This is a genomic window from Dietzia sp. B32 (genome assembly GCF_024732245.1).
Lineage (GTDB): Bacteria > Actinomycetota > Actinomycetes > Mycobacteriales > Mycobacteriaceae > Dietzia.
Genome location: NZ_CP093845.1, coordinates 988,999 through 1,013,917, shown reverse-complemented (window position 1 = coordinate 1,013,917; position 24,919 = coordinate 988,999). Strand labels below are relative to the sequence as shown.

The 24,919-nt window shown below is 70.4% G+C and carries 20 protein-coding genes; 13 read left to right on the top strand and 7 right to left on the bottom strand.

The window, feature by feature from the left end; translation table 11 throughout:
• Positions 1-20 precede the first annotated feature (20 nt).
• Complete coding sequence (locus tag L8M95_RS04805) at positions 21-626, bottom strand: dihydrofolate reductase family protein (protein ID WP_260488387.1); 606 nt, start codon at positions 624-626, stop codon at positions 21-23.
• 71 nt (positions 627-697) lie between these two features.
• A complete protein-coding gene (gene pgi / locus L8M95_RS04800) occupies positions 698-2,359 on the bottom strand; it encodes a glucose-6-phosphate isomerase (protein WP_260489164.1) in 1,662 nt (553 codons plus the stop codon).
• Between the two features lie 48 nt (positions 2,360-2,407).
• On the opposite strand from pgi, the gene L8M95_RS04795 reads away from it, so the two are divergent.
• A complete protein-coding gene (locus L8M95_RS04795) occupies positions 2,408-3,079 on the top strand; it encodes a DUF5701 family protein (RefSeq protein WP_260488386.1) in 672 nt (223 codons plus the stop codon).
• Between the two features lie 24 nt (positions 3,080-3,103).
• Here L8M95_RS04795 and L8M95_RS04790 read toward each other — a convergent pair whose 3' ends face one another.
• Positions 3,104-3,385: a chorismate mutase gene (locus L8M95_RS04790; RefSeq protein ID WP_260488385.1), complete on the bottom strand. Its 282-nt coding sequence runs from the start codon at positions 3,383-3,385 to the stop codon at positions 3,104-3,106.
• A gap of 58 nt (positions 3,386-3,443) precedes the next feature.
• Here L8M95_RS04790 and L8M95_RS04785 point away from each other — a divergent pair, with 58 nt between their 5' ends.
• The 3 genes from L8M95_RS04785 to L8M95_RS04775 are packed head-to-tail and all read left to right on the top strand — an operon-like array spanning position 3,444 to position 7,740.
• Positions 3,444-4,868 (top strand): sodium:alanine symporter family protein, encoded by a 1,425-nt coding sequence (locus L8M95_RS04785; protein WP_260488384.1) that lies wholly within the window; start codon positions 3,444-3,446, stop codon positions 4,866-4,868.
• A gap of 39 nt (positions 4,869-4,907) precedes the next feature.
• A complete protein-coding gene (locus L8M95_RS04780) occupies positions 4,908-7,418 on the top strand; it encodes a UvrD-helicase domain-containing protein (protein WP_260488383.1) in 2,511 nt (836 codons plus the stop codon).
• Between the two features lie 13 nt (positions 7,419-7,431).
• Positions 7,432-7,740 carry a hypothetical protein gene (locus L8M95_RS04775; RefSeq protein WP_260488382.1) on the top strand — a complete coding sequence of 103 codons (309 nt, stop codon included), beginning with the start codon at positions 7,432-7,434 and terminating at the stop codon, positions 7,738-7,740.
• A gap of 5 nt (positions 7,741-7,745) precedes the next feature.
• Here L8M95_RS04775 and L8M95_RS04770 read toward each other — a convergent pair whose 3' ends face one another.
• On the bottom strand, positions 7,746-8,600 hold the full coding sequence (locus L8M95_RS04770) for a M23 family metallopeptidase (protein WP_260488381.1): 855 nt from the start codon (positions 8,598-8,600) through the stop codon (positions 7,746-7,748).
• A 318-nt stretch (positions 8,601-8,918) separates the two neighbouring features.
• Here L8M95_RS04770 and sucC point away from each other — a divergent pair, with 318 nt between their 5' ends.
• The 6 genes from sucC to L8M95_RS04740 all read left to right on the top strand — a co-directional run bounded on the left by sucC (position 8,919) and on the right by L8M95_RS04740 (position 15,827).
• Positions 8,919-10,085, top strand: coding sequence for an ADP-forming succinate--CoA ligase subunit beta (gene sucC, locus L8M95_RS04765; RefSeq protein WP_260488380.1), 1,167 nt, complete (start codon positions 8,919-8,921; stop codon positions 10,083-10,085).
• Between the two features lie 21 nt (positions 10,086-10,106).
• Positions 10,107-11,009: a succinate--CoA ligase subunit alpha gene (sucD, locus tag L8M95_RS04760; RefSeq protein WP_260488378.1), complete on the top strand. Its 903-nt coding sequence runs from the start codon at positions 10,107-10,109 to the stop codon at positions 11,007-11,009.
• Between the two features lie 125 nt (positions 11,010-11,134).
• Complete coding sequence (locus L8M95_RS04755; protein WP_260488376.1) at positions 11,135-12,886, top strand: DUF6350 family protein; 1,752 nt, start codon at positions 11,135-11,137, stop codon at positions 12,884-12,886.
• Positions 12,887-13,049: 163 nt separating this feature from the next.
• A complete protein-coding gene (gene purN / locus L8M95_RS04750) occupies positions 13,050-13,631 on the top strand; it encodes a phosphoribosylglycinamide formyltransferase (RefSeq protein WP_260489163.1) in 582 nt (193 codons plus the stop codon).
• A complete protein-coding gene (gene purH, locus L8M95_RS04745) occupies positions 13,628-15,196 on the top strand; it encodes a bifunctional phosphoribosylaminoimidazolecarboxamide formyltransferase/IMP cyclohydrolase (protein ID WP_260488375.1) in 1,569 nt (522 codons plus the stop codon). Before purN ends, purH begins: the two co-directional genes overlap by 4 nt.
• Before the next feature lies 1 nt (position 15,197).
• Positions 15,198-15,827 (top strand): TetR/AcrR family transcriptional regulator, encoded by a 630-nt coding sequence (locus L8M95_RS04740; RefSeq protein ID WP_260488374.1) that lies wholly within the window; start codon positions 15,198-15,200, stop codon positions 15,825-15,827.
• A 250-nt stretch (positions 15,828-16,077) separates the two neighbouring features.
• Here the strand turns inward: L8M95_RS04740 and L8M95_RS04735 are convergent, their stop codons facing one another.
• The gene (locus tag L8M95_RS04735; protein WP_260488372.1) at positions 16,078-19,716 is read right to left on the bottom strand and encodes an indolepyruvate ferredoxin oxidoreductase family protein; all 3,639 of its coding nucleotides are present in this window, start codon (positions 19,714-19,716) and stop codon (positions 16,078-16,080) included.
• Between the two features lie 167 nt (positions 19,717-19,883).
• Between L8M95_RS04735 and L8M95_RS04730 the strand changes: the two genes are divergently transcribed.
• Entirely contained in the window at positions 19,884-20,351 is a 468-nt protein-coding gene (locus L8M95_RS04730; protein WP_260488370.1) for an Lrp/AsnC family transcriptional regulator, read from the top strand.
• 3 nt (positions 20,352-20,354) lie between these two features.
• Here L8M95_RS04730 and L8M95_RS04725 read toward each other — a convergent pair whose 3' ends face one another.
• Positions 20,355-21,809 (bottom strand): amidase, encoded by a 1,455-nt coding sequence (locus L8M95_RS04725; protein WP_260488368.1) that lies wholly within the window; start codon positions 21,807-21,809, stop codon positions 20,355-20,357.
• Between the two features lie 142 nt (positions 21,810-21,951).
• Here L8M95_RS04725 and L8M95_RS04720 point away from each other — a divergent pair, with 142 nt between their 5' ends.
• The gene (locus L8M95_RS04720) at positions 21,952-22,629 is read left to right on the top strand and encodes a hypothetical protein (RefSeq protein ID WP_260488366.1); all 678 of its coding nucleotides are present in this window, start codon (positions 21,952-21,954) and stop codon (positions 22,627-22,629) included.
• Between the two features lie 85 nt (positions 22,630-22,714).
• On the opposite strand, the gene L8M95_RS04715 is transcribed toward L8M95_RS04720, so the two are convergent.
• Positions 22,715-23,005, bottom strand: a complete 291-nt coding sequence (locus L8M95_RS04715) for a DUF1540 domain-containing protein (RefSeq protein ID WP_260488364.1) — start codon at positions 23,003-23,005, stop codon at positions 22,715-22,717.
• Positions 23,006-23,340: 335 nt separating this feature from the next.
• Between L8M95_RS04715 and L8M95_RS04710 the strand changes: the two genes are divergently transcribed.
• Positions 23,341-24,915, top strand: coding sequence for a carboxyl transferase domain-containing protein (locus L8M95_RS04710; protein WP_260488362.1), 1,575 nt, complete (start codon positions 23,341-23,343; stop codon positions 24,913-24,915).
• Positions 24,916-24,919: the final 4 nt, after the last annotated feature.

Below are 24,919 nucleotides of genomic sequence, written 5' to 3'. Positions count from 1 at the left end.
GAAGCCCCGGCAGCAGAGAATCAGGAAGAGACGCGTGGTTCCGGGCCGACGACGTCGAAGAGCATGGCGGTGAACTGCCCGTCGGTGTCGAGCTGACGTCGGTGGAGACGGAGCCTGCGGGGGAGCAGGGGTCGCCCGGAACCGAGGACGACCGCGCACTGATGGATCCACAGACGATCGAGCAGCCCGAGATCGGCGAACTGGCCGGCCAGGTCGCCGCCGCCGACCACCCAGACGTCCCTTCCCGCCGCGGCCTCGACGAGGCGGGGATGCAGGTCGGCGACATCACCGGAGAAGAACTCCACGCCGTCGACGGGGTCGAGGTCCCGGTGGGTGACCACCCAGGTGGGCTGGGAGTACGGCCAGACGAACGGTTGACCGTCCTTGGTCAGATCGCGGCGGACCCACTCGAAGGTGTTCACTCCACAGACGATCGCGCCGACGCCGGCGAAGAAGCGGTCGAAGTGGAGCTCAGAGACCGCCGCGTCGTCGGAGCCGGCGGTCGAACCTGGTTCGGCGTTCCCGGGTGTGGCGAACAACCAGGACAGGCTCTCCTCGTCGTCGGCGATGAACCCGTCGAGACTGGTGGCGGTGCAGTAGATCGTGGCCATGCTCAACGATCGCACGGTGGCCAGCGTCGCGCGAGGGGGACGGCGCACCCTTTCGAGAAGTCCGAGCGCACGCGCCGGCGCGGTCGTCAGCGCCGTCCGCGGGCCTCGCGGTAGATCTCGACGAGCGAATCCGTGGAGGAGTCGAAGGCCGGTTCGGGGTGGGAGTCGGCGGTGAGTGCGCCGAGCAGCTCGCCCGCCTGCGCCTTGCCGAGCTCGACGCCCCACTGGTCGAACGCGTTGATGCCCAGGATCGCGGCCTGGGTGAACACGATGTGCTCGTACAGCGCGATCAGCTGGCCGAGGACGCCCGGGGAGAGGGACGGGGCGAGGATCGTGGTGGAGGGTCGGTTGCCGGGCATGACCTTGTGCGGGGCGAGGGCGGGGTCGACGCCGTCGGCGAGGACCTCCTCCTCGGTCTTGCCGAAGGCCAGGACCCGCGACTGCGCGAAGAGGTTGGCCATGAGCAGGTCGTGCATGGACACCGCCTCCGTCCCCTCCGACGGGTAGGCGTCGAGGTCCGCACCCGGACGGGCGATGCCGATGAAGTCGACGGGCACGAGTTGCGTGCCCTGGTGGAGCAGCTGGAAGAACGCGTGCTGGCCGTTGGTGCCGGGCTCGCCCCAGTAGATCTCGCCGGTCGGGTAACTGACGTCGGAACCGTCGAGACGGACCGACTTGCCGAGCGATTCCATGGTCAGCTGCTGCAGGTAGGCGGGGAATCGCCGGAGGTCCTGGGCGTAGGGGATCACGGCCTTGGACTGCGAGCCGAGGAAGCAGGTGTACCAGATCCCGAGCAGCGCCATGAGGACCGCCGCATTGTGTTCGGGTGCCTCGGTGGCGAAGTGCTCATCCATCGTGTGGAAGCCCTCGAGCAGTTCGATGAACGCCGACGGCCCCACGGTGATCATCACCGACAGCCCGATGGCGGAGGACACGGAGTATCGCCCGCCGACCCAGTCCCAGAACTCGAACATGTTGTCCGCGGAGATCCCGAACTCGGCGACCTTCTCGGCGGCGGTGGACACGGCGACGAAGTGCGAGGCGATCGCGTCGTCGGAGCCCAGGGCCTCGACGAAGTGCCGACGAGCGGCGTGCGCGTTGGCCATGGTCTCCTGGGTGGTGAACGTCTTGGACGCCACCACCACCAGGGTCGTTGCCGGGTTGATCTCCGCGAGGGTGGCCGAGAGGTCGGCGGGGTCGACGTTGGAGACGTACCTGGCGCTGATGCCGGCCGTCCGGAACTGTCGCAGGGCGCTGTCGACCATCACCGGACCCAGGTCGGAGCCCCCGATCCCGATGTTGACCACCGTGTCGATCCGCTGGCCCGTGTGTCCCGTCCACCCGCCGGAGCGGACGCGGTCGGAGAAGTCGGCCATGCGCCCCAGTACCGCCTGGACGTCGGCCACCACGTCCCGGCCGTCGACGACGAGTTCGGCATCGGGCGGGAGACGGAGCGCCGTGTGGAGAACCGCGCGGTCCTCGGTGGTGTTGATCCGGTCGCCCCGGAACATGGCGGCCCGCCGCGCGGGCACCTGGGCGGCGTGGGCGAGCTCTGTGAGTGCGGTGAGGATCTCGTCGGTGACCAGGTGTTTGGACAGGTCCACGTGCAGATCGCCCGCGGTGACCGACATCCGGTGGCCGCGCTCCGGGTCGGCGTCGAACAACTCCCTCAGGGAGACCTCGCCGATCGAGGGGACCAGGTTCTCCACCGCTGCCCACTGCTGCGTCGCGCTGATGTCGGTCATGATCCCGAGGCTAGTCGGGAATAACCGTGCTCCGCCGCCCGTTCCAGACACGTGACCCCCAGAGTTCATCCCGAAGCCCCCATCGCCCGCCAGGTCGAGCGACTCGTCGAGCTGGGCGTGCCCGAGCTCGCCGGAATCACCGCCGAGCAACTGCGGGCCCACGCCCGCGCACTCTCCGCCGGACCCGGCGACGGTGAGGGCGCCGGCGGGACCGTGCTGGCCGTCCACCCGTCCCTGGTGCCCACCGAGCGGCTGGCCACCCTCATGCGCCGCGACGGTAAGGCGGGCTTCGTCGTCGTCGACATGACCGACCTGGCCGAGTTCGTGCCCACCGACGACATCAGCGTCCCTGACGCGCCGTTGTACCTGGTGGGGGACGTGAGTCGCGACGACGACATGCTGGACTGGACGCCCGCCGATGCCCACACCGAGTTGGCCGCCCGGGGTCGTACCCCGCTCACCGTCGCCGAGGGGATCAGCTGGCTGCTGCAGCAGCCCGAGGTGCTGGAGCCGGGGAAGTGCTTCATGTGCATCGGCTCGCGCAAGCCCAAGCGGGGCGGCGGGCTGGATTCGCGGACGCCCGCGCTGTGGATCAGTGGCGGGACGGGACGCGATGGCAAGGCGAACAAGGGCGCGCCCAAGGTGGGCTGGTGCTGGGCGAACAACCACCACACCTGGCTGGGTTTCGCGTCCACGGCGGGCAGGGTCGGGCCGGGGGAGTAGCCGCGGCCCTGGTTGTCAGTACACCTAGTGCCCCAGTCGGCCCCGGCCGAGACGTAGGAGCATGCCGGCGAGGGTCTGCCCCTCCTCGCCGAGGGAGGAGAACCGCTCGTAGACCTTGAGTTCCCGGGTGTGGACTAGCTTCGTACCGCCCGACTTCATCCGCGTGCGGCCGATGCGCTTGGAGATCTCGCTACGCCGGACGATCGCGTCGAGGATCTCGGCGTCCAGGCGGTCGATCTCCAGTCGCAGTTCCTGGATCTCGGACTCGGACAGCGGATCGTCGGTGCCGGCGGGATCGATGCTCATGACCGAATTATCCCACTGCGCCCCGACAGCGACTAATGACCGTCTAGTGTTTCCGCCCGTGGAAGAATTCAACACGTTTCTCGCCGACATCGGATCGGTGATCTGGGGACCGTTCGTCCTCATCCCGCTGCTGCTGGGCACGGGCCTGTTCCTGACGATCCGGCTACGGATGCTGCAATTCCGCAAGCTGGTCCCCGCCCTGCGGCTGGGGCTGGTCAAGCGGAAGGACGACGGCGGCGAGGGTGACATCTCGCAGTACCAGGCGCTCACCACCGCCCTGGCCGCCACCGTCGGCGTGGGCAACATCGTCGGCGTCGCCACGGCCATCGCGTTGGGTGGCCCGGGTGCGCTCTTCTGGATGTGGATCACCGCGCTCGTCGGCATGGCGTCCAAGTACTCCGAGGCCTTCCTCGGCGTGCGCTATCGCGTCACCGATGCCCGGGGCGAGCAGTCCGGTGGTCCGCAGTACTACCTGCACCGCGGCTTCGCGGAGATCTTCGGCCGCACCGGCGGCAGGATCGGTCTGGTCCTGTCGATCGTGTTCGCGGTGTTCGCCGTGTTGGCGAGCTTCGGCATCGGCAACATGACCCAGGCCAACGCGGTCGCGACCCAGCTCGAGAACTCGTTCGGCGTCTCGCACGCCGCCACCGGCATCGTGCTGTTCGTCCTCACCGGGGCCGTGCTGCTCGGCGGCATCAAGGCCATCGGCAGGGTCACCGCCGGGTTCGTCCCCCTGATGATCGTGCTGTACATCGTCGGCGGGTTCGTCGTGCTCGTCGTCAACGCCGACCAGATCCCGTCGGCCTTCGGCCAGGTCTTCTCGGACGCCTTCACCGGGACGTCGGCGGTCGGTGGCTTCGCCGGCTCGGCGATCCTGTACGCCATCCAGATGGGTGTCGCACGCGGCATCTTCTCCAACGAGTCCGGTATGGGATCCGCGGCGATCGCGGCCGCGGCCGCCAAGACCACCCACCCCACCCGTCAGGGCCTGGTGTCCATGACCCAGACGTTCATCGACACCATCATCGTCGTCACCTTCACCGGACTCGTCCTGGTCACCTCCGGCGTGTGGCAGGAGGGCAGCGACAGCGCCGGGACGATGACGGCCGACGCCTTCGCCGCCGCCATGCCGGAAGGAGACAAGCTCGTCGCGGTCTCCATCGCGTTCTTCGCCTTCTCCACCATCCTCGGCTGGTCGTACTACGGCGAGCGCTGTATGGAGCGGCTCGTGGGCGCGCGTGGCGTCATCCCGTACCGCATGGTGTTCACCTGCGTGGTGTTCGTGGGGGCGATCACCGAGCTCGAGGTGGTGTGGAACTTCGCCGACGTCATGAACGGCCTCATGGCCATCCCCAACCTCATCGGCCTCCTGGTCCTCTCCGGCCTCATCGTCCGGGAGACGCGCCACTACCTGGACAACGATCCGGGCCTGACCGCCACCGCGTCCCAGGTGAAGGAGTTCACGGGGGCCGTCCGGCGCTGAGACCGGGGTGTCGGACGGAGTGGGTAGATTGGACCCACGATGACCGACACCGCACACGCTCCCGCCCGCCCCACCTCGCCCCTCTTGGACGGGCTCAACCCACAGCAGGCCGCCGCGGTCACGCACCGCGGTGGCCCGCTGTTGATCGTGGCCGGCGCGGGCTCGGGTAAGACCAGCGTGCTCACCCGGCGGATCGCGTACCTGCTGGCGGAGGGCGGAGCGCATCCGGGTCAGATCCTCGCGATCACCTTCACCAACAAGGCCGCCGCCGAGATGCGGGAGCGGGTCGCGATGCTGGTCGGCCCGCACGCCGAGCGGATGTGGGTGGCCACGTTCCACTTGATCTGCGTCCGGATCCTGCGCGCCCAGTCGGCCCTGCTCGGGACGCGGAACTCGAACTTCACGATCTACGACTCGGACGATTCCCGGCGGCTGTTGGGGATGATCGCCAAGGAGCAGCAGCTCGAGGTCAAGAAGTTCACCCCCCGGATGCTGGCCACGGCCATCTCCAACCACAAGAACGAACTGCGAGACCCGTCCGAGGCGATGGACCGGGCGCTCGAGGACTCCGACCGCACCGGCCAGACCATCGCGGCCGTGTACACGGAGTACCAGGCGCGGCTGCAGTCGGCCAACGCGTTCGACTTCGACGACCTCATCGGGGAGACCGTCGCCCTGTTGCGTGCGCACCCCGAGGTCTCGGCGTACTACCGGCGCCGGTTCCGTCACGTCATGGTGGACGAGTACCAGGACACCAACCACGCCCAGTACGTGCTGGTCCGCACCCTCGTCGGCGGGGCGGCCGGGAATGACGACGACGACGAGGTGGGCGTCCCCCCGGCGGAACTCTGTGTGGTCGGTGACGCCGATCAGTCGATCTACGCCTTCCGCGGGGCCACGATCCGGAACATCGAGGACTTCGAGCACGACTACCCGGACGCCCGTTCCATCCTGTTGGAGCAGAACTACCGCTCCACGCAGACCATCCTCACGGCCGCCAACGCGGTGATCTCGCGTAACCCGGGTCGCCGGGAGAAGAACCTGTGGACCTCCGAGGGCGCGGGCGAGCTGCTGGTGGGTTACGTGGCGGACAACGAGCACGACGAGGCGAGGTTCATCGCCGGGGAGATCGACCGGCTGGTGGACTCCGGTGAGGCGTCCTACTCCGACGTCGCGGTGTTCTACCGGACCAACAACTCCTCCCGGGTCGTCGAGGACGTGTTCGTGCGCCTGGGCCTGCCGTACAAGGTCGTGGGCGGCACGCGGTTCTACGAGCGCAAGGAGGTGCGCGACATCGTCGCCTACCTCAAGGTGCTGGGCAACCCGGACGACACCGTGGCGCTGCGCCGCATCCTCAACACCCCCCGTCGTGGGATCGGGGACCGTGCCGAGGCGTGTGTTGTCGTCCACGCCGAGCAGCGGGGCATCGGGTTCGGACAGGCATTACGGGACGCGGCCGAGGGGAAGGTCGCGCTCCTGCCGACGCGGTCGGTCAAGGCGATAGCCGGGTTCGTGACGCTGCTCGACGACCTGCGAGGGCGTCTGGACGGCAATGGTCACGCGGCCGGGGAGGACTCGACGCCCGACGTCGGGGCGTTGGTCGAGGCCGTCCTCGAGAGCACCGGCTACCGGGCGGAGCTGGAGGCGTCCAACGACCCGCAGGACGCCGCCCGGTTGGACAACCTCAACGAGCTCGTGGGCGTCGGGCGCGAGTTCTCCTCGGAGGCCGCGTTGCAGCGTTCCGCTCGGGAGCAGGGGTTCGGGGAGGACGACGCCGGGGATGCCGCCGGAGCCGTGGCCGACCAGTCGGACGCCGACCTGGACGAGGGTCTCGCCGAGCCCGGGTCGCTGGCGGCGTTCCTCGAACGGGTCTCCCTGGTGGCCGACGCGGACCAGATCCCGGACGAGGACCAGGGGCAGGTCACTCTCATGACCCTGCACACCGCCAAGGGGCTGGAGTTCCCGGTGGTGTTCCTCATCGGCATGGAGGACGGGCTCTTCCCGCACATGCGGGCGCTGGGCGACCCGGCGGAGCTGTCCGAGGAACGCAGACTGGCCTATGTGGGGATCACCCGCGCCCGCAAGCGCCTCTACCTGACCCGCGCGATGATGCGGTCGTCGTGGGGACAGCCCATGACCAATCCGGGCTCCCGGTTCCTCGAGGAGATCCCCACCGAGGCGATCGAGTGGCAGCGCGAGGAGCCGGCGGGAGGGGCGGGCTTCGGCGACGACGACTCGTACGCGCCGCGCCGGCGCTTCGGAGGCGGATCGGGCGGGGGCTACGGTTCCGGCGGGTACAGCTCGGGTGGGTACAGCTCGAGCGGGGCCGGGTCCTCCGGTGGACGGCCGTCCGGAATCCCCCGTGCGAAGGCGTCCGCTCCCGCACTCGAGCTGGCGCCGGGGGACCGGGTCACGCACGACAAGTACGGACTCGGCAAGGTGCTGTCCTGCGATGGCAGCGGGCCGCGGGCCACGGCGACCATCGATTTCGGCGCCTCGGGCAAGGTCCGGCTCATGCTCATCGGGGGCGTCCCCATGCAGAAGCTCTAGGCCGGGTGCCGTCGTGACCGCGCGGATGCCCGGCCGGGACCCGCTCGTCGGTCGGCTGGTCCGGCTGGATGCGCTCGCGACGGGCAATCCGTTCGAGACCGCCCACACCGACCCGGCCCAGACCTGCGCATTCGGCGCCGCCCACCCGGGCTGGACGTTCTACGGTCGGAAGTTCTGGGGCACCCGGGTTTCGGCCGGGTCAGGCTTCAGGCGGATCTCCGCAACGAGCGCCACCGTGCGGCGATCACGCGGCTCGGGGTGCGTTTCAAAGGGGTGGCCACACGCGACGCTCGAGGAGCGGGTCAGAGCCGTGACGGGCTGAGCGGGTCAGCTGCCGAAGGAGCTGGAGCCCTCGACACTGCCGGCCATGATGTCGAGACCGTGCTCGAGGAGCCAGATCACGGGATCGACGTGCTGCTGGCCGTTGTTGACGAGCACCTCGAAGTGCAGGTGGGTGCCGGTCGAGAAACCGAGGTTGCCCATGCCTGCGATCTTCTGGCCGGCGTAGACGCGCTGGCCCTTCTGGACGTCGACGGTCTCCATGTGGCCGTAGACCGTCATGGTGCCGTCGTCGGACATGATCCGCACCCAGTTGCCGTAGCCCTGCGCGGGGCCCGCATCGACCACTACGCCGTCCGTGGCCGCCAGGATGGGCGTGCCGTTGACGTTGGCGATGTCGATGCCGGAGTGCATCACGCCCCACCGCATCGCATAGGGGGAGGTGAACGCACCGATCGCGGGGATGACGACCTTCGGCCGTCGTGCCTGCTCCTCGGCGATCTCGCGCTGAGCATTGATCTCGGTGCCCGCATACAGCATCGTGGAGCTGATCTCGTCGGTGGACGAACCGTCGGCAGCGGCCGGCACGACGACCGGCGCGGGAGCCGAGGGCGTCGCCGGAGCCGAGGTCGCCGGTGCGCCGGGCGCGGAGGTGGCGGGGGCGGGCTCGCCGTTGGCGAGCAGGGCGATGTCCCCGGCCTCGGCCGAGTGGGTGCCCGTGTCACTCAGGGCGGACCCTGCCGACGCGGCGGTCACCGCGGCGCCGGCGGCGACGGCCAGGACGGCGGCCCGACCGCGGAGAGCGTGCGGGGGCGCGGGCATCCGGTGGCGGCCGACGCGGTGTGCACCGGCCGGGGGGATGACGACGGGAGTCGCGGCTACCTCGAATTGCGACTTCTGCACCGTGTCGTTTCCCCTCTGCGGTCGCGCCGTGATCTTTTCGTGATGAACGTCGTCCAAGGTAACGGATCGGCAACAACCCCGCAAGGTTGTGGTCGGCGCGTGGGGGAGGGGTGCATCACACCGGTGTGACCCGTGGGGCCGAGGGGTCTCGACGGGGCCGGCGGGGGCCGTGTGGCGAACGCGAACGGCGCCCACTGTGATTCAGTGCACACAGCCACCCCCAGTGTGCGACGGGGAACACACCACGCGCCTAGGATGAGGAAGGACTCGGCTTTCAACAGGGCCGGGCGAATCTACCCACGTCAAGATGGTGAGCTGATGGATCTCTTTGAATACCAGGCAAAGGCTCTTTTCGCGAAGCATGACGTGCCCACCACCCCGGGGCGCGTCGCGGATACCGCGGAGGAGGCCGAGAAGGTCGCGGCCGAGATCGGCACGCCTGTTGTCGTCAAGGCACAGGTGAAGGTCGGTGGCCGAGGCAAGGCCGGCGGCGTGAAGCTGGCGGAGGATGCCAAGGAGGCCCGCGCCCGGGCCGAGGACATCCTGGGCCTGGACATCAAGGGCCACATCGTCAAGAACCTGCTCGTCGCCGAGGCCAGCGATATCGCTGAGGAGTACTACATCTCCTTCCTCGTCGATCGTGCGAACCGCAACTACCTGGCCATGTGCTCGGTCGAGGGCGGCGTCGAGATCGAGCAGGTCGCCGAGGAGTCCCCGGACCGCCTCGCCCGGATCAACATCGACCCCACGGTCGGTGTCGACGTGGCCAAGGCCCGCGAGATCGCGAAGGCCGGCCACCTGCCGGAGGAGGTGCTGGACGCCGCCGCGGTGACCATCGCCAAGCTGTACGAGGTGTTCGTCAAGGAGGACGCCTCGCTGGTCGAGGTCAACCCGCTCGTGCGTACACCGAGTGACGAGATCCTCGCCCTCGACGGCAAGGTCACCCTGGACGAGAACGCCGAGTTCCGTCACAAGGAGACCTTCGCCGACTTCGCCGACGCGGGCACCACGGATCCGCTCGAGCAGAAGGCCGCGGAGAACGACCTCAACTACGTCAAGCTGGACGGCGAGGTCGGCATCATCGGCAACGGCGCCGGTCTGGTCATGTCGACCCTCGACGTCGTCGCCTACGCGGGCGAGAACCACGGCGGCGTCAAGCCCGCCAACTTCCTCGACATCGGCGGCGGCGCCTCGGCCGAGGTCATGGCCAACGGTCTCGACGTCATCCTCGGCGACGAGCAGGTCAAGAGCGTGTTCGTCAACGTGTTCGGTGGCATCACCGCGTGTGACGCGGTCGCGAACGGCATCGTCAAGGCCCTGGAGATCCTGGGCGACGAGGCCAACAAGCCCCTCGTGGTCCGGCTCGACGGCAACAACGTCGAGGAGGGTCGCAAGATCCTCGCCGAGGCGAACCACCCGCTCGTGACCCTGGCCGACAACATGGACTCCGGCGCCGACAAGGCCGCCGAGCTGGCCGCCAAGTAAGAAACAGAGGACCTTACACACATGTCGATCTTCCTCAACAAGGACAGCAAGGTCATCGTCCAGGGCATCACCGGCGGTGAGGGCACCAAGCACACCGCCCGCATGCTCGCGGCCGGCACCCAGGTCGTCGGTGGCGTCAACGCCCGCAAGGCCGGCACCACGGTGCAGCACAAGGACGCTGACGGCAACGACATCGAGCTGCCCGTCTTCGGTTCCGTGAAGGAGGCCATGGAGGCCACCGGCGCCGACACGACGATCCTCTTCGTCCCGCCGCCGTTCACCAAGGACGCCATCATCGAGGCCGTGGACGCGGAGATCCCGCTCGCCGTGGTCATCACCGAGGGCGCGCCGGTCCTGGACACCGCCACCGCGTGGAACTACAACCTCGCCAAGGGCAACAAGACCCGAATCATCGGCCCGAACTGCCCAGGCATCATCACGCCGGGTGAGTCGCTGGTCGGCATCACCCCGGCCAACATCGCGGGCAAGGGCCCGATCGGTCTGGTGTCCAAGTCGGGCACCCTGACCTACCAGATGATGTACGAGCTCGCCGACTACGGGTTCTCGACCGCCATCGGCATCGGCGGCGACCCGATCATCGGCACCACGCACATCGACTGCATCGAGGCCTTCGAGAACGACCCGGAGACCAAGGTCATCGTGATGATCGGTGAGATCGGCGGCGACGCCGAGGAGCGCGCCGCCGACTACATCAAGGCCAACGTCACCAAGCCGGTCGTTGGCTACGTGGCCGGCTTCACGGCTCCCGAGGGCAAGACCATGGGCCACGCCGGCGCCATCGTCTCCGGCTCCGCGGGTACCGCGCAGGCCAAGCAGGAGGCCCTGGAGGCCGCGGGTGTCAAGGTCGGCAAGACGCCGTCCGCGACCGCCGCGCTCGCCAAGGAGATCCTCGACGCGATGTGATCCACCCGCGGTGGCGTTGGCGCGCCACGGCGAGTGAACGTTTCCCGACCCCCGTCATCCCCGGATGGCGGGGGTCGCGGCGTGCCGGGGGTGCCCCGCGCCGGTGGGTATCTACGGTTGTCAGAGTGAGTCCTCCACGCGTCATCCGGCCCGCTGCGAGACGGTCGCCCGCGGGTGCCCGCTCGTTGTTGTGGACGGCGGCCGCCGCGGCGCTGCCCGTCATCGTCTCGGTGCTGGTGCTGGCGGCGCTCACCCTGGCCGTGTTGCTGTTCGCCGCCGACGGGTTCGACTCGCTGTTCGCCGTGGTCTCGGTGGAGTGGCTGGTGGTCAACCGGGTGCCGCTGACCGTGGACCGGGTCGAGCTCGGGTTCCTGCCGCTGCTGCCCCCGCTCCTCTACGTGGCGGTCCTGGCGCGGCAGACCCGCGCGGTGCTGGCGGACGTCGAGCAACCGGGTCCGCGGGAGGCCGGCGCGGCCGTGGTCGGCGTGACGCTGGCCGGGCTGTTGCTGACCGTGCTGGCGACGCTGCTGGTGGGGTCCGCCGCATCGGACTTCGCGGTGCGCGAGTCGTCGCTGTCCACGGCGCTGGTGTGGACCGCGGGGGTGGGGATCACGGGCTCTGGGCTGGGTGTGTGGCTGTACTTCCGTCGGGAACTGCGCGAGACCCTGCCGCTGTGGGTGCGCGGCGGTCTCCACCTGGGAACGGCGTACGTGGCCGCGACCTGGGCGGCTGTCACGGTGTTGGTGCTGGCCGGGCTGGTCTTGGCGTGGGACCCGGTGGGGTCGGTCCTGGAGATCGGCAAGGGTCTCGTGGGCACCGCCGCGCTCACCGGCATCTCGGTGGCGTACCTGCCCAACATGGTGATGGCCGGTGCAGCGCTGATGGTCGGCGGTGAGGCGCACCTGGGGGAGGCCTCGTACAGCGTGTTCGCCGTCTCCCGAGGCCCGATGCCGGAGGTGCCGCTGGCGGCCGCGCTGCCCACCACCAACCCGCACTGGGTGGTGCAGGGTCTGCTGCTGGTGACGGTGGTGCTGGCGGCCGGGCTCGCCCGGTCGGTCGCGCACTGGTTCCGTACGACTGCGGACGCCGTCAAGGCGACCTGGCTCGCGGCGGCGATCGTGGCGCTGGTGATCGCGTTGAGCCCGGTCGTGGCCGGCGGCCGGCTGGGAATGCTCGGCATGGTCGGGACGGGCTCGCTCATCGCGGCGTCGATGGCCCTGTTGTTGTTCGGCATCATCGGTTCGGCGACCATCGCGCTGTCGTTGGCGGGCCTCACCCGGCGTCGTGTGCGGGCCGAGGGCGAGCTCGAGCGGCGCCGCCGGCGCGCCGGCGTCTCGGTGGACACGGACCCGGTGGACGGGGACCCGGTGGACCGGGGTTCAGCGGACGCCTCCGGCAGGGACGGCGGAGACGGAGACGGCGGCGGGGACGAGCTGCCCGCCGAGGCGCCCGACGACGAGGCCGGCGAACCCCGGGCCGACGCCGTGGGTGGTGACGAGAGCGACGACGAGAGCGACGACGAGAGCGACGACGACGAGGCCGGCGAACTCTGGGCCGACACCGTCGGCGAGGTCGACGCGCAGGCTGACCTCGACCCGGCCCCGGGCACGGACACCCCGGTCGCGGAGGACCCGCCATCCCCGGCGGCGGCTGAGGACCCGCGGTCTGCGGAGACGGGGTCCGAGGACTCCGAGGTCGCGCTGCCGGTCGACCCCGTCGCCGACGACGCCGGACCCGAGGACACCGTCGCCGAAGACACCGTCGCCGACGACTCCGGACCCGACGATCCCCGGTCTGGGGCCCGACCCGGGGTCGGACGCCCCGACCCCGACGATCCGACCGGTCTGCCTGCTGAGGGCAGAGGGGCGGCCGACTAGACTCCCACCCGTGGCCCGCGCACCCGGCGGGCCGGTGGATCGACGGGTAGGAGAGCCGGACGTGGTCGGTACCGACACCCCCAGTGCCGACGCCCCCGGTTCCGACCGTCCCGGCGCGGGTCCCGCCGATGCGGGCGCTGGTTCGCCCTGCCGTGTCGTGCTCATGGCGTCCGGTTCCGGAACCCTCGCGCAGAGTGTGCTCGACGCCGCAGGCGCCCCCGACTGTCCGTATCGCATCGTCGCGCTGGTCTCCGACCGCGACTGCGAGGCCGTCGCCCGGGCCGACCGTGTTCCTCTGCCCACTGCCGTCGTCCGGCCCGGCGACCACGCCGACCGCGCCGACTGGGACCGGTCGATCACCGACGTCGTGAACGGCTTCGAGCCCGACTGGGTGGTCTCGGCCGGATTCATGCGCATTCTCGGTGCGGCGTTCCTCGGACGATTCGCCGGACGCGTACTCAACACACACCCGGCCCTGCTGCCGGCCTTTCCCGGCGCCCATGCGGTGCGCGACGCGCTCGCCTACGGGGTGACCGTGACCGGCAGCACCGTCCACCTGGTCGACGGTGGCGTGGACACCGGACCCGTGATCACCCAGCGGGCCGTCGACGTCCGGCCGGACGACACGGAGGCCACCCTCCACGAACGCATCAAGGTCGTCGAGCGCGAGATGCTCGTCGACGTCCTCGCGGCCGCCGCCCGTGGCCGACTCCACATCGAAGGTCGAAAGGTGCACCTAACGTGACCGATTCCCGCAGGCCCGTCCGCCGCGCACTCATCAGCGTCTACGACAAGACCGGGCTGGACGAGCTCGCCCGGGGGCTCGCCGACGCCGGAGTCGAGATCGTCTCCACCGGCTCCACCGCGCAGCGCATCGCCGACGCCGGGGTCGCCGTGACGCCCGTCGACGCGCTGACCGGGTTCCCGGAATGCCTCGAAGGGCGGGTCAAGACCCTGCACCCGCGGGTCCACGCCGGCATCCTGGCCGACACCCGCAAGCCGGAGCATCTCGAGCAGATCGCCGACCTCGGTGTGCAACCGTTCGAGCTCGTCGTCGTCAACCTCTATCCCTTCACTGACACCGTCGCCTCCGGCGCCGACTTCGACGCCTGCGTGGAACAGATCGACATCGGCGGGCCCTCGATGGTCCGCGCGGCCGCCAAGAACCACCCGTCGGTGGCCGTGCTCGTCGACCCCGCCGGATACGGCGACGCGCTCGCCGCCGTCGCGGCGGGCGGGTTCACCCTCGAGCAGCGCCGCGGCCTGGCCGCCGCCGCGTTCCGCCACACCGGCGCCTACGACGTCGCCGTGGCGACCTGGATGACCGCGCAGACCATCGAGCCGACCGACGAGGGCGCGGAGGTGTACCCGGTCTGGCAGGGGCAGAGCCTCGACCTGGCCGCCACGCTCCGTTACGGAGAGAACCCGCACCAGAGTGCCGCGCTCTACACCGATGCGGCCGCCGCGCCCGGCCTCGCGCAGGCCACGCAGGTGCACGGCAAGGAGATGAGCTACAACAACTACGTCGACGGTGACGCCGCGTGGCGCTCGGCGTTCGACCATGCCGAGCCGTGCGTGGCGATCATCAAGCACGCCAACCCGTGCGGGATCGCGATCGACGCCGACATCGCCGCGGCCCACCGCGCCGCCCACGAGTGCGACCCGGTGAGCGCGTTCGGCGGGGTGATCGCCGCCAACCGCGAGGTCACCGTCGAGATGGCCGAGCAGGTCGCCGAGATCTTCACCGAGGTGATCATCGCGCCGTCCTACGCCGACGGTGCCGTGGAGATCCTGCAGCGCAAGAAGAACATCCGGATCCTCGAGGCGCAGCCGCCCGCCGAGGGCGAGGTCGAGCGCAAGCAGATCTCCGGCGGCGTGCTCGTGCAGCAGCGGGACGCTCTCGACGCCCCCGGTGACGTGGTGGCGGGCTGGACCAAGGCGTGCGGGGACGACGCCGACGAGCAGACCCTGCGCGATCTGCTGTTCGCGTGGCGAGCCTGCCGCGCGGTCAAGTCCAACGCGATCCTCCTCGCGACCGGCGGGGCCACCGTCGGCGTGGGGATGGGGCAGGTCAACCGTGTCGACTCGGCGCGTCTGGCCGTGCAGCGCGCAGGGGAGCGGGTCACCGGCGCCGTCGCGGCCTCCGACGCGTTCTTCCCGTTCGCCGACGGACTCGAGGTGCTCGCCGAGGCCGGTGTGCGCGCCGTGGTCCAGCCCGGAGGGTCCGTGCGGGACGCCGAGGTGATCGAGGCCGCCGAGAAGGCCGGGATCACCATGTACTTCACCGGCGCCCGGCACTTCTTCCACTGAGATGACGGGGATCGGGGTCGAGGACGGCGGGGTGGGCGAGCAGCGTGACCCGGCGGCCCCGCTGACCCCGCGCGCCCGGGCCAAGGCCCGCCGACGCGACGAGATCCTCGTCGCCGCCGCTCGCCTCATGGCCCGGCGCGGGTTCCACGCCGTGCGATTGGATGACATCGGTGCCGAGGTCGGCATCTCCGGACCCGGCATGTACCGCTACTTCTCCTCCAAGGAGGACGTGCTGGCGGAGATGCTGCTCGACATCTCGCGCCGGCTGCGGGACGGCGGACGCGCCGCGGTCGAGCGGGGCGGGGATCCCACGGACGTGCTCGACGCCCTGCTCGGGGTGCACGTCGACTTCGTCGCCACCGAACCCGACCTCATCAGCGTGCAGTTCCGCGACCTCGGTTCGCTGCCGGCCGCGCCCCGGCACGAGGTCCGCCGACTGCAGCGCGAGTACGCACAGCTGTGGGTGGACGCCCTGGTGCGGGTCCGACCCGACCTCTCGTCGATCGAGGCGCGGGCGCACGTCCACGCGGTGTTCGGCCTCCTCAACTCGAGCCCCCGGTTGCCCGCCATGGCCGAGGCCGAGCTGCGGCGCGTGCTCACGGCCATGGCGGCGGCGGCCCTGCGGTCCTGAGCCCGGGCCCGGGTGCTCGCTCGGCCCGAGATCTCCAGGACCCCGGGTCTGATCTGCCCCTTGGATTGTCAGAGCCCGCGTAATCCGCCCTTCAGATTCCGGTTCGCTCGCGGGGCTCCGGGGGCGCATCGGATTTCGGGGGGCGGATCGTGCGGGTGGGCTGAATCAGGGGGCGGATCGATGCGCGCCATGCAGTCCGGAGGTTCGTCTCGATCCGGAGACTCCTCTCGTCGTCTCGGGACGTCGCGGGTCAGGTGAGGGCGGACCGCAGACGGGCCAGCTCCTCGCGGTAGCGCTCGACGTTCTCGAGCTTGACGTCCTCGTAGCCGCGGACCATGTCCGGGAGTTCCGCGAGCGCCACGGCGGTGGCGCGCCAGGCGATGTCGGTGCCCGCCGGTCCCACGCGCCGCAGTCCGGCGGTGAGCTCGTCGACCAGCTCGCGGTACTCGGCCAGCAGGTCACGCTCGGTTCGACGCACCCCGGCATAGCCGAACATGTCGAGCGGGGTGCCGCGCAGGCGCTTCATCCTGGCCAGCGCCTTCATCGCGGGCATCGCCCTGGGACCTATCGAGATCTTCTTCTTCATCCCCATCGCGCGGAGGATCGGCGGATGGAGCTTGAGCTTGGGCACCGCGCCCTCGCCCCAGTCCTCGTCGAGTTGCGCCGCGAACTCCGGGTCCACGGCCAGGCGGGCGACCTCGTACTCGTCCTTGTAGGCCATGAGCTTGAACAGGTTGCGGGCCACCGCGAGGCTGAGCTGCTCGGCCGCGGGCCCGGTCTCGACGGCCGCGGGCGCGGTGTCGACACCGTCGCGCGGGGTCTCGGCGGCGCGCACCTGCCCCACCCGACGGGCGTAGTCGGCCGCGTAGGCCTCGTCCTGGTAGGCGATCAGCTCGTCGATCCGCAGCGCGACCACCTCGCGGAGCTCGCGCGAGGCGTCGGGGCCCAGGTGCGTCAACAGGCGCTCGGCGGCGGGGGAGGGCGTGTGCGGTCTCGCCGTCGCCGTGGCCACCGGGCGATGCAGCTCGGCCAGCAGCGCGCCCAGGGCCCTGGGCTCGGCGACCGCCTGCCTTCCGCGGCGGAAGGCCTGGAGGTTCGCGTCCACGGCCACCCCGTTGAGCTCGATCGCCCGCTCGATCGAGTGGGAGGAGATGGGCAGGGCACCGCTCTGGTAGGCCGCCCCGACCATGAGCATGTTGGCGGTCTGGGTGGACCCGAAGAGCTGATCGGTGAGCGCGCCCGGGTCGAGGTAGACACCGCGCGACGTGGCCCCGTCGATGACGGACTGGATGTCCGAGGTGGCCGGGTAGTGCTCGGCGGTGTCGATGACCATCTTCCCGGTCGGGATCCGGGTGGTCGACACCACCGCGGTGGTGCGGTCGGGGTCGGCCACCTTCAGGTGGGTGCTGTCCGCCCCGACCAGGCCGTCGCAGCACAGGTACAGATCGCAGTCGCCGGCCCCGATCTTGGGCGGTTGTTCGGTCGGAGTCCGGGTGACGCGGACGTCGGAGACCACGGCGCCGCCCTTCTGGGCGAGCCCGGTCATGTCCAGGGCGCGGGCCGAGTGACCGTCGAGGACCGCCGCGGTGGCCAGGACCGCGGACACCGTGACGATTCCGGTGCCGCCGATCCCGGTCAGCCGCAGGGAGAAGCCGCGGTCGGGATCCACCCCGACGCCGGCCGGTTCCGCGATCGCGTCGGCGGCCAGGGCCGGCGCGGACGCCACCCGTCCGGACGTCGTGCCGGGAACCACCGTGACGAACGCGGGACAGTCACCCTGCAGGCAGGAGAAGTCGAAGTTGCAGGTGGACTGGTCGATCTGGGTCTTCCGGCCGAACTCGGTCTCCACCGGATGGACCGACAGGCAGTTGGACTTCTTCCCGCAGTCACCGCAGCCCTCGCAGATGCGCTCGTTGATCACGACCCGCTCATCAGGGGTGGGGTACGTGCCACGCTTGCGGTGGCGGCGCTTCTCGGCCGCGCAGAACTGATCGTGCACCAGAACCGTGACCCCCGGGACGGCCGCGAGCTCCCGCTGCACCTCGAGCGTGTCCACGCGGTCGCGGACCTCCACGCCCCGGGGCAGCCCCTGGGCGCGGGTGGCCCTGACGTTGTCGGTGGTGACGACGATCCTCGCGACCTTCTCCGCCTGCAGGAGCCGGAGGATCTCCGGCAGGGTCATCTCCCCGACCGGGTCCTGACCACCCGTCATCGCGACGGTCCCGTTGTAGAGGAGCTTGTAGGTGATGTTGTCGCCCGAGGCCACGGCGGCCCGCAGTGCCAGGGACGCCGAGTGCATGAAGGTGCCGTCGCCGACGTTCTGCACCATGTGCCGTTCGTTCAGGAACGGGGCCATCCCGGTCCACTGGATCCCCTCGCCGCCCATCTGGGTGACTCCGGTGACGTGACCGACCTGCTCCTCGTCCATCATGAGCACCATCGCGTGGCAGCCGATGCCCCCGCCGACGAGCGTGCCGTCGGCGACCTTGGTCGAGCTGTTGTGGGGACAGCCCGAGCAGAAGTACGGGGTGCGGCTGGCGGCGAGCGGGAGCATGATCCGGGAACGCCCCCGCCCCGGACCCTCGAGCCAGGCGCGGGCCGGCTCGATGCCGTGGACCGGGCCGAGGCGTTGCGCCAGACCGCGGGTGACGGAGTCCACGTCGAGCTCGCCGAACCGGCTGAACAGGGTGGACCCGTCCTCGTGGGCCTTGCCGACGACGTTCGCCACCCCGGGCTTGCGGAACTGGATGTCCCGGATCATCGTCTCGATGAAGTCGCGCTTCTCCTCGACGACGATCACCTCGTCGAGGCCGGACATGAACTCGTCCAGGATCTGTCGTTCCAGGGGGTAGATCATGCCCAGCTTGAGGATGCGGATCCCGCGGCGGGCCAGTTCGTCGTCGCCGATCCCGAGGCGGCGCAGCGACTCGCGCACGTCGAGGTAGGTCTTGCCCGCCGCGACGATGCCGATCCGGTCGTCGGGGGTCGCCTGCACGATGCGGTTGAGGCGGTTGAGGCGGGCGTACTCCAACGCGCGGGGGATACGGATGGTGAGCTGGTTCTGCTCCAGTTCCATGAGGCTGGATCCCAGCAGGCGCCCGGACGGTACGTGCGGGCTGGCCCCGAGGTCCCCGTACACGGGCAGGATCCGGTCGGGGTCGACGATCGCGGTCGAGGAGGCGTCGGCGACGTGCGCGGAGATCTTCATGGCCGACCACAGCCCCGAGACCCGCGACAGCATCGCGGCGTGGACGCCGAAGTCGAGCACGTCCTGCGAGTCCGCGGGGTAGAGCGTGGGCATGTACAGGTCGGCGAGGGCCAGTTCGGATGCGCACGGCACGGTGGAGGACTTGGCGCCCGGATCGTCGCCGACCAGCACCACCGCGCCGCCGTTCGGATCGGTACCGATGAGGTTCGCGTGCCGCAGGGCATCGGTGGCGCGGTCCAGACCGGGCGCCTTTCCGTACCAGTACCCCACGACGCCCTGCAGGGCGGCGCCGCCGGTGTTCCCGGTGGCGCGGAGGGTGCCCGTACGCCGGGCGAGCTGGGACCCCATCACCGCGGTCGCGCCCGCCTCCTCGTTGAGCGCGGGGCGGTGCACGATGTCGAACGGGTCGAGGAACTCGCGGCGCCTGGCCAGCTCCAGGTCGTACCCCGCCAACGGTGACCCCTCGTAGCCACTGACCAGGCTCGCGGTGAGCAGGTTCTGCCTGCGGTCGAGCCGTGCCCGGTCGCGGACCGTCCGGACCAGTGCCTGGATTCCGGTCAGGAAGACCGTGCCGCTCTCGCGCGTGTAGCGATCGGAGAGGGAGAACGATCCGGCGTCCGCCTGCCCGGTCCGGGGCAGGTCGTCATGCGCGCCGTCAGCGGGATGGAGCAGAGAGGTCATGATCAACACCTGGCCTTCACGAGTCGAGCGATGTGCCACCAGGCTAGGACGAACTGTGAGGTGCGTCACGCGGTCATTCGCGGGCCGGTCACTCTGCACATTCGGAGCGCTCAGAACGGGCGCGAGCTGTACCAGCTGTCCACCTCGTCGTCGTATACCGTGGACACATGGACGCATCCCCCAACCTGGACGACACCGACCGCCGGCTCCTCGACATCGTCTTGGCGGATCCACGCGTCGGAGTGCGGGAGTTCTCCCGGCGGCTCGGGGTGGCCAGGGGCACCGCCCAGGCGCGGCTCGACAAACTCGAGGCCCGGGGCGTGCTCGCGTCCTGGGCGCCGAGCCTCGATCCCGCCGCCCTCGGGTACCCGCTGGGCGCCCTCGTCCACATCCAGGTGGCGCAGGCCAGGCTCGACGAGACCTGCGCGGGCCTCGCCGAGGTGCGCGAGGTGCTGGAGGTGGTGAGCATCGCCGGCGAGTTCGACGTGGTCTGCCGGGTGGTCGCGCGGGATCACGCCCATCTCGAGGAGGTGTTCAGCGCGATCATCTCCACGCCCGGCGTACTGCGCACCCGCACCGAGGTGATCCTGCGTCAGCGGGTCGGGCCGCGGGTCACCCAGCTGCTGGGGGAGTGAGTCTCACTCCCAGATCCGGGCGAACGGGTGGGCGGCCTCGTACTCGGAGGCGAGTTCGAGCAGGAGCCGGTCCTGCCCCCTGCGCGCGGAGAAGTGCACGCCTACGGGCATCCCGTCCGGGGCGCGTCCGGTGGGAAGCGACACGGCGGGGGATCCCGCGATGTTCTGCAGCGGGGTGAAGGTGACCCAGTTCGAGACCCGGTCGAGGTGGGTCTCGAACGGGAGGTCGGCGTCCAGGTACCCGACCTCCGGGGTCTCGTGCGCGACCACCGGGTTGATGAACACATCGATGTCGCCGAACCTCGCGTCGAACCGGCGCCGGGTCCGCTCCAGCCGCAGCAGGTGCAGCGGCATCGACGCGATCCTCCGGCGGGCCATCCGCGCGAGCCCGACGGTGAAGGGGTCGAGTCGGCCGGCGTCGAAGTCGGGGTCGAACAGGCGGCGCCCGGAGGTCGACGTACTCAGAGCGAGTAGTCCCCAGTAGGCGACGAAGTCCTCACGGAACCCCGGCGGGACGGGAGCGGCGGTCGGGACGACCTCGTGTCCGAGGTCCGCCAACCGTTGGGCGGTCTCGCGGAGCACCGCCAGGGTCGCGGCATCGGTCGGGCCGCCGGCCGGGCTGTGTTCCACCAGCCCGATGCGCAGGCGCCGTGACGGGGCGGGCGCTACCGGTCCCACCGGCGGCACCCTGACCGGGCGGTGGCCCGCCTCGAACGCAGTGAGGAACGTCGCGGTGTCGCGGACCGAGCGCGAGACCACCGACTGGGACACGATCGGGATGGGCATCCCCTGGGAGAACCGCTCGTCGGGGTGCCTGCCGCGGCTCGGTTTGAACCCGACCAGCCCGGTCACGGCCGCGGGGATGCGGATCGACCCCCCGCCGTCATTGGCATGGGCGATCGGCAGCGCGCCCGCGGCCACCAGGGCCGACGAACCGCCCGAGGATCCGCCACTGGTGCGGCCGGTGTTCCACGGGTTCCGGGTGACCAGCCCTCCTTGCCGTTCGGTGGCGGCGGTCCAACCGAACGGGGGCATGGCGGTGATACCCAGTGGGATGAGGCCGGTGGCGCGGAACGTCCGTGCGTAGTCGCCGTCGTGGAGGGCGGGGTAGTCGGGAACGGCGGGCGAGCCGAGGCGCATCGGGGCGCCCTCCACCTGCACCGCGTCCTTGAATGCCGACGGCACGCCCGCGAACGGGGTGGACAGGCGCGAACCGGCGGCACGTCGCGACTCCTCGCGGGCCCGGTCGAAATCGGTGAACACCAGGGCCCCGAGGACGGGATCCACCGCCGCACACCGGTCGATGGCGGCCTCGACGAGCTCGACCGGCGACACCCGGCCTCCGCGGACCCGCTCGGCGAGGGCGGTGGCGTCGTCGTACCCGAGCGCGTCGTCACGGAAGGCGTGGATCCGTGTGGTGTCGGAGTGGGGTGGTGCGGCGGCTGTGGCGTCGGTCACCACACCCACTCTAGGGCGGTGTGGCACGGAAATCGCCGGGTGCCTTGACAGTCCACGGCGCATCGGGCACTTTAGGGATACCTAAGTAAGGCGAGGGTCACCTAATGCGTTTGCGTGAGGGGCCGATCTCTGGAGGCAATTGATGGCAGCGCACCCGGTCGTGTCGGACCCGATCACCACTGGCGCCCGCCGCCTTCTCGACGGCACCGGTATCGCGACCGTCGCCGTACGCGGGTCTAAGAACCGTTCGGACGTCATGGTCTCCGCGGGGCATCGTTGGGTCGGTGGGGGCACGATCATCGTCACCGGGACGCCGGCGCCCTGGTCGGGACTCCTGGTCGCGCCGGGGGAGTCCGTCGAGGTCGTCGTGATGATCGACGAGTTCGCCCCGATCGTCGAGGCCAAGGTCCACGTCGCCAGCCTCTACGGCTTCGGTGTGGCGCGAGCCGCCCGGCAGGGCGAGGGGTGGGTCGTCGAGGTCGAGATCGAGCTCGGTGATCTCACCGTCCGCCGTCTGGGGCACGAGGGCGCAGTCCACGCGGGATGCCTGGACACGGTCCCGTCGGACCCCCTGGCATGCGAGGCGCCCGGTCTCGCGGACGAGATCCGGGCGCGCTTCGGTCATGATCTGGCGATGCTGGCCGGGTCGGGCGACCCGGCACAGCCGCCGTACGTCCTGGGCGTCGATCCGGACGGACTGCATCTGCTGACCGCCCTGGGGACCGACGCGGATGTCATCCACCTACCGTTCCTGACCCGTGCGGAGTGTGCGGGCGACGTCGTCCGCGAGATGGGCCAGTACGTGGCCCGCGCCAGCTAGCTACCCGCCGCCGCGCAGGACCGAGGCGGCCCGGCCGATCAGGCCGGGGTGGAGGTCAGGCCGGCGTCGATCAGGCTGGGGCGGATCAGGCCGGGGTGTAGGTCAGGCAGTCGGCGGTGTCGGCGCCGGAGCCGATGGTGACGGAGTCCGCGGAACAGAGCAGGTCCTTGTTGTGGGCGCACTCCACCCGCTGGCAGGCGCCCACGTGCGCGCTCGCGGTGGGCAGGCCGCCGCGGACGTCCAGCGAGATGAAGGTTCCGCACTCGGCGTGATCCGGGGTGCCGGCGACGGTGATGGCGCCGGCGCTGCAGCTCTGCTCGCTGTTGAACGAGCACGCCGTCACGGTGCAGGCGCTGATTCCGGTGAGAGTGGCCATGGTGATCGCTCCTCGTGTGGCTGTGGCGTGGTGCTGTGTCCCAGAGTCAACACCGGATGCCCCCGGCTTGCAAGCAAGTTGAGCCTGTGCTAAGTCAGGCCAGCCTTAACTGTCTACCTGCGGCGATGCGCTCGACGGTGCGGAGGCGGGCCTGTCGGACCTGCCGATCGTGCGGGTGTGGTCCGTCGGCGCGGCGACCCGCGGGGCACCCGGCGCTGTGGTCGACCGTGTGGCCGGGCGACGGCCCCCAGCCGGATCCGACTCTGGACATTTGTGAGGCGCAGCACTATCGTCAATTTCAGTTAGTCGGACTTAACTGAAAGGGAGCGGCACTGATGACTTCCGCGACCACCAATCGCCAGGCCCACGAGGAACTTCTCGCCGACCTCCGCGAGCGCCTCGAGCGGGCCGCGCTGGGCGGCGGTGAGAAGGCCCGTGCCCGCCACCTCGAGCGGGGCAAGCTGCTCGCCCGCCAGCGCGTGGACGTCCTGCTCGACCCGGGCAGCCCGTTCCTCGAGCTGTCCCCGCTCGCCGCCGAGGAGATGTACGGGGGCAAGGCCCCCGCCGCCGGCGTCGTCGCGGGGATCGGCCGCGTGTCGGGCCGCGAGTGCCTGATCATCGCCAACGACGCGACGGTCTCCGGTGGCACCTACTACCCGATGACGGTGAAGAAGCACCTGCGCGGCCAGGAGGTGGCGCTGGCCAACAACCTGCCGTGCATTTACCTCGTGGACTCCGGCGGGGCGATGTTGCTGCAGCAGGACGAGGTCTTCCCGGACCGTGACCACTTCGGCCGGATCTTCTACAACCAGGCGACCATGTCCGCCAGGGGCATCCCGCAGATCGCCGCGGTCATGGGGTCGTGCACCGCCGGTGGCGCCTACGTCCCCGCGATGAGCGACGAGGCCGTGATCGTGCGGAACCAGGGCACGATCTTCCTCGCCGGCCCGCCGCTGGTGAAGGCCGCGACGGGCGAGGAGGTCACCGCCGAGGAGCTCGGTGGCGGCGACCTGCACGCCAAGACCTCCGGCGTGGTCGACCACCTGGCCGACGACGACTACGACGCGCTCATGAAGGTCCGCCGGATCGTGGCGACCTGCCCCCCGGCCCCGGAGCCGGACTGGGAGGTGCTCGAGCCCCGCGAGCCCGTCCGCGCGCAGTCCGACCTGTACGACCTCGTCCCGGTCGACTCGCGCCAGCCCTACGACGTGCGCGACATCATCGGCACGATCGTCGACGGCGGCGAGTACACCGAGTTCAAGGAGAACTACGGCACCTCGATGGTGACCGCGTTCGCCCACATCCACGGGCACCCGGTGGGCATCATCGGCAACAACGGCGTCATCTTCTCCGAGTCCGCGCTCAAGGGCGCCCACTTCATCGAGCTGTGTGACCGCCGCAAGATCCCGCTGGTCTTCCTGCAGAACATCACCGGCTTCATGGTGGGCCGGCAGTACGAGGCGGGCGGTATCGCCAAGAACGGCGCCAAGATGGTCACCGCCGTCGCGTGCGCCCGGGTGCCGAAGTTCACCGTCGTCGTGGGCGGCTCGTTCGGCGCCGGCAACTACTCCATGTGTGGCCGTGCGTACTCCCCGCGGTTCCTGTGGATGTGGCCCAACGCGAAGATCGCAGTGATGGGCGGGCCGCAGGCGGCCGACACCCTCGCCTCGGTGCGCGCAGCCCAGGTCACCAAGTCGGGTGGGGAGTGGACCGACGAGCAGCAGGCCGAGTTCACCGCGCCGATCCGTGAGCAGTTCGAGGAGCAGTCCACCGCGTATTACTCCACGGCCCGCCTGTGGGACGACGGGATCATCGACCCCGCCGACACCCGCACTGTCCTCGGTCTGGCCCTGGCGGCCGCGGCCAACGCCCCCCTCGAGCCGGTCAACAACGGCGTCTTCAGGATGTGAGCAG

What these genes read in the sequence shown, in the direction of transcription:
- L8M95_RS04720 (WP_260488366.1), top strand. Translation starts at nt 21,952, where the DNA reads ATGGCAGCGCACCCGGTCGTGTCGGACCCGATCACCACTGGCGCCCGC.
- L8M95_RS04740 (WP_260488374.1), top strand. Translation starts at nt 15,198, where the DNA reads ATGACGGGGATCGGGGTCGAGGACGGCGGGGTGGGCGAGCAGCGTGAC.
- L8M95_RS04735 (WP_260488372.1), bottom strand. Translation starts at nt 19,716, where the DNA reads ATGACCTCTCTGCTCCATCCCGCTGACGGCGCGCATGACGACCTGCCC.
- L8M95_RS04715 (WP_260488364.1), bottom strand. Translation starts at nt 23,005, where the DNA reads ATGGCCACTCTCACCGGAATCAGCGCCTGCACCGTGACGGCGTGCTCG.
- L8M95_RS04710 (WP_260488362.1), top strand. Translation starts at nt 23,341, where the DNA reads ATGACTTCCGCGACCACCAATCGCCAGGCCCACGAGGAACTTCTCGCC.
- sucC (WP_260488380.1), top strand. Translation starts at nt 8,919, where the DNA reads ATGGATCTCTTTGAATACCAGGCAAAGGCTCTTTTCGCGAAGCATGAC.
- purN (WP_260489163.1), top strand. Translation starts at nt 13,050, where the DNA reads ATGGCGTCCGGTTCCGGAACCCTCGCGCAGAGTGTGCTCGACGCCGCA.
- L8M95_RS04780 (WP_260488383.1), top strand. Translation starts at nt 4,908, where the DNA reads ATGACCGACACCGCACACGCTCCCGCCCGCCCCACCTCGCCCCTCTTG.
- sucD (WP_260488378.1), top strand. Translation starts at nt 10,107, where the DNA reads ATGTCGATCTTCCTCAACAAGGACAGCAAGGTCATCGTCCAGGGCATC.
- L8M95_RS04790 (WP_260488385.1), bottom strand. Translation starts at nt 3,385, where the DNA reads ATGAGCATCGATCCCGCCGGCACCGACGATCCGCTGTCCGAGTCCGAG.
- L8M95_RS04730 (WP_260488370.1), top strand. Translation starts at nt 19,884, where the DNA reads ATGGACGCATCCCCCAACCTGGACGACACCGACCGCCGGCTCCTCGAC.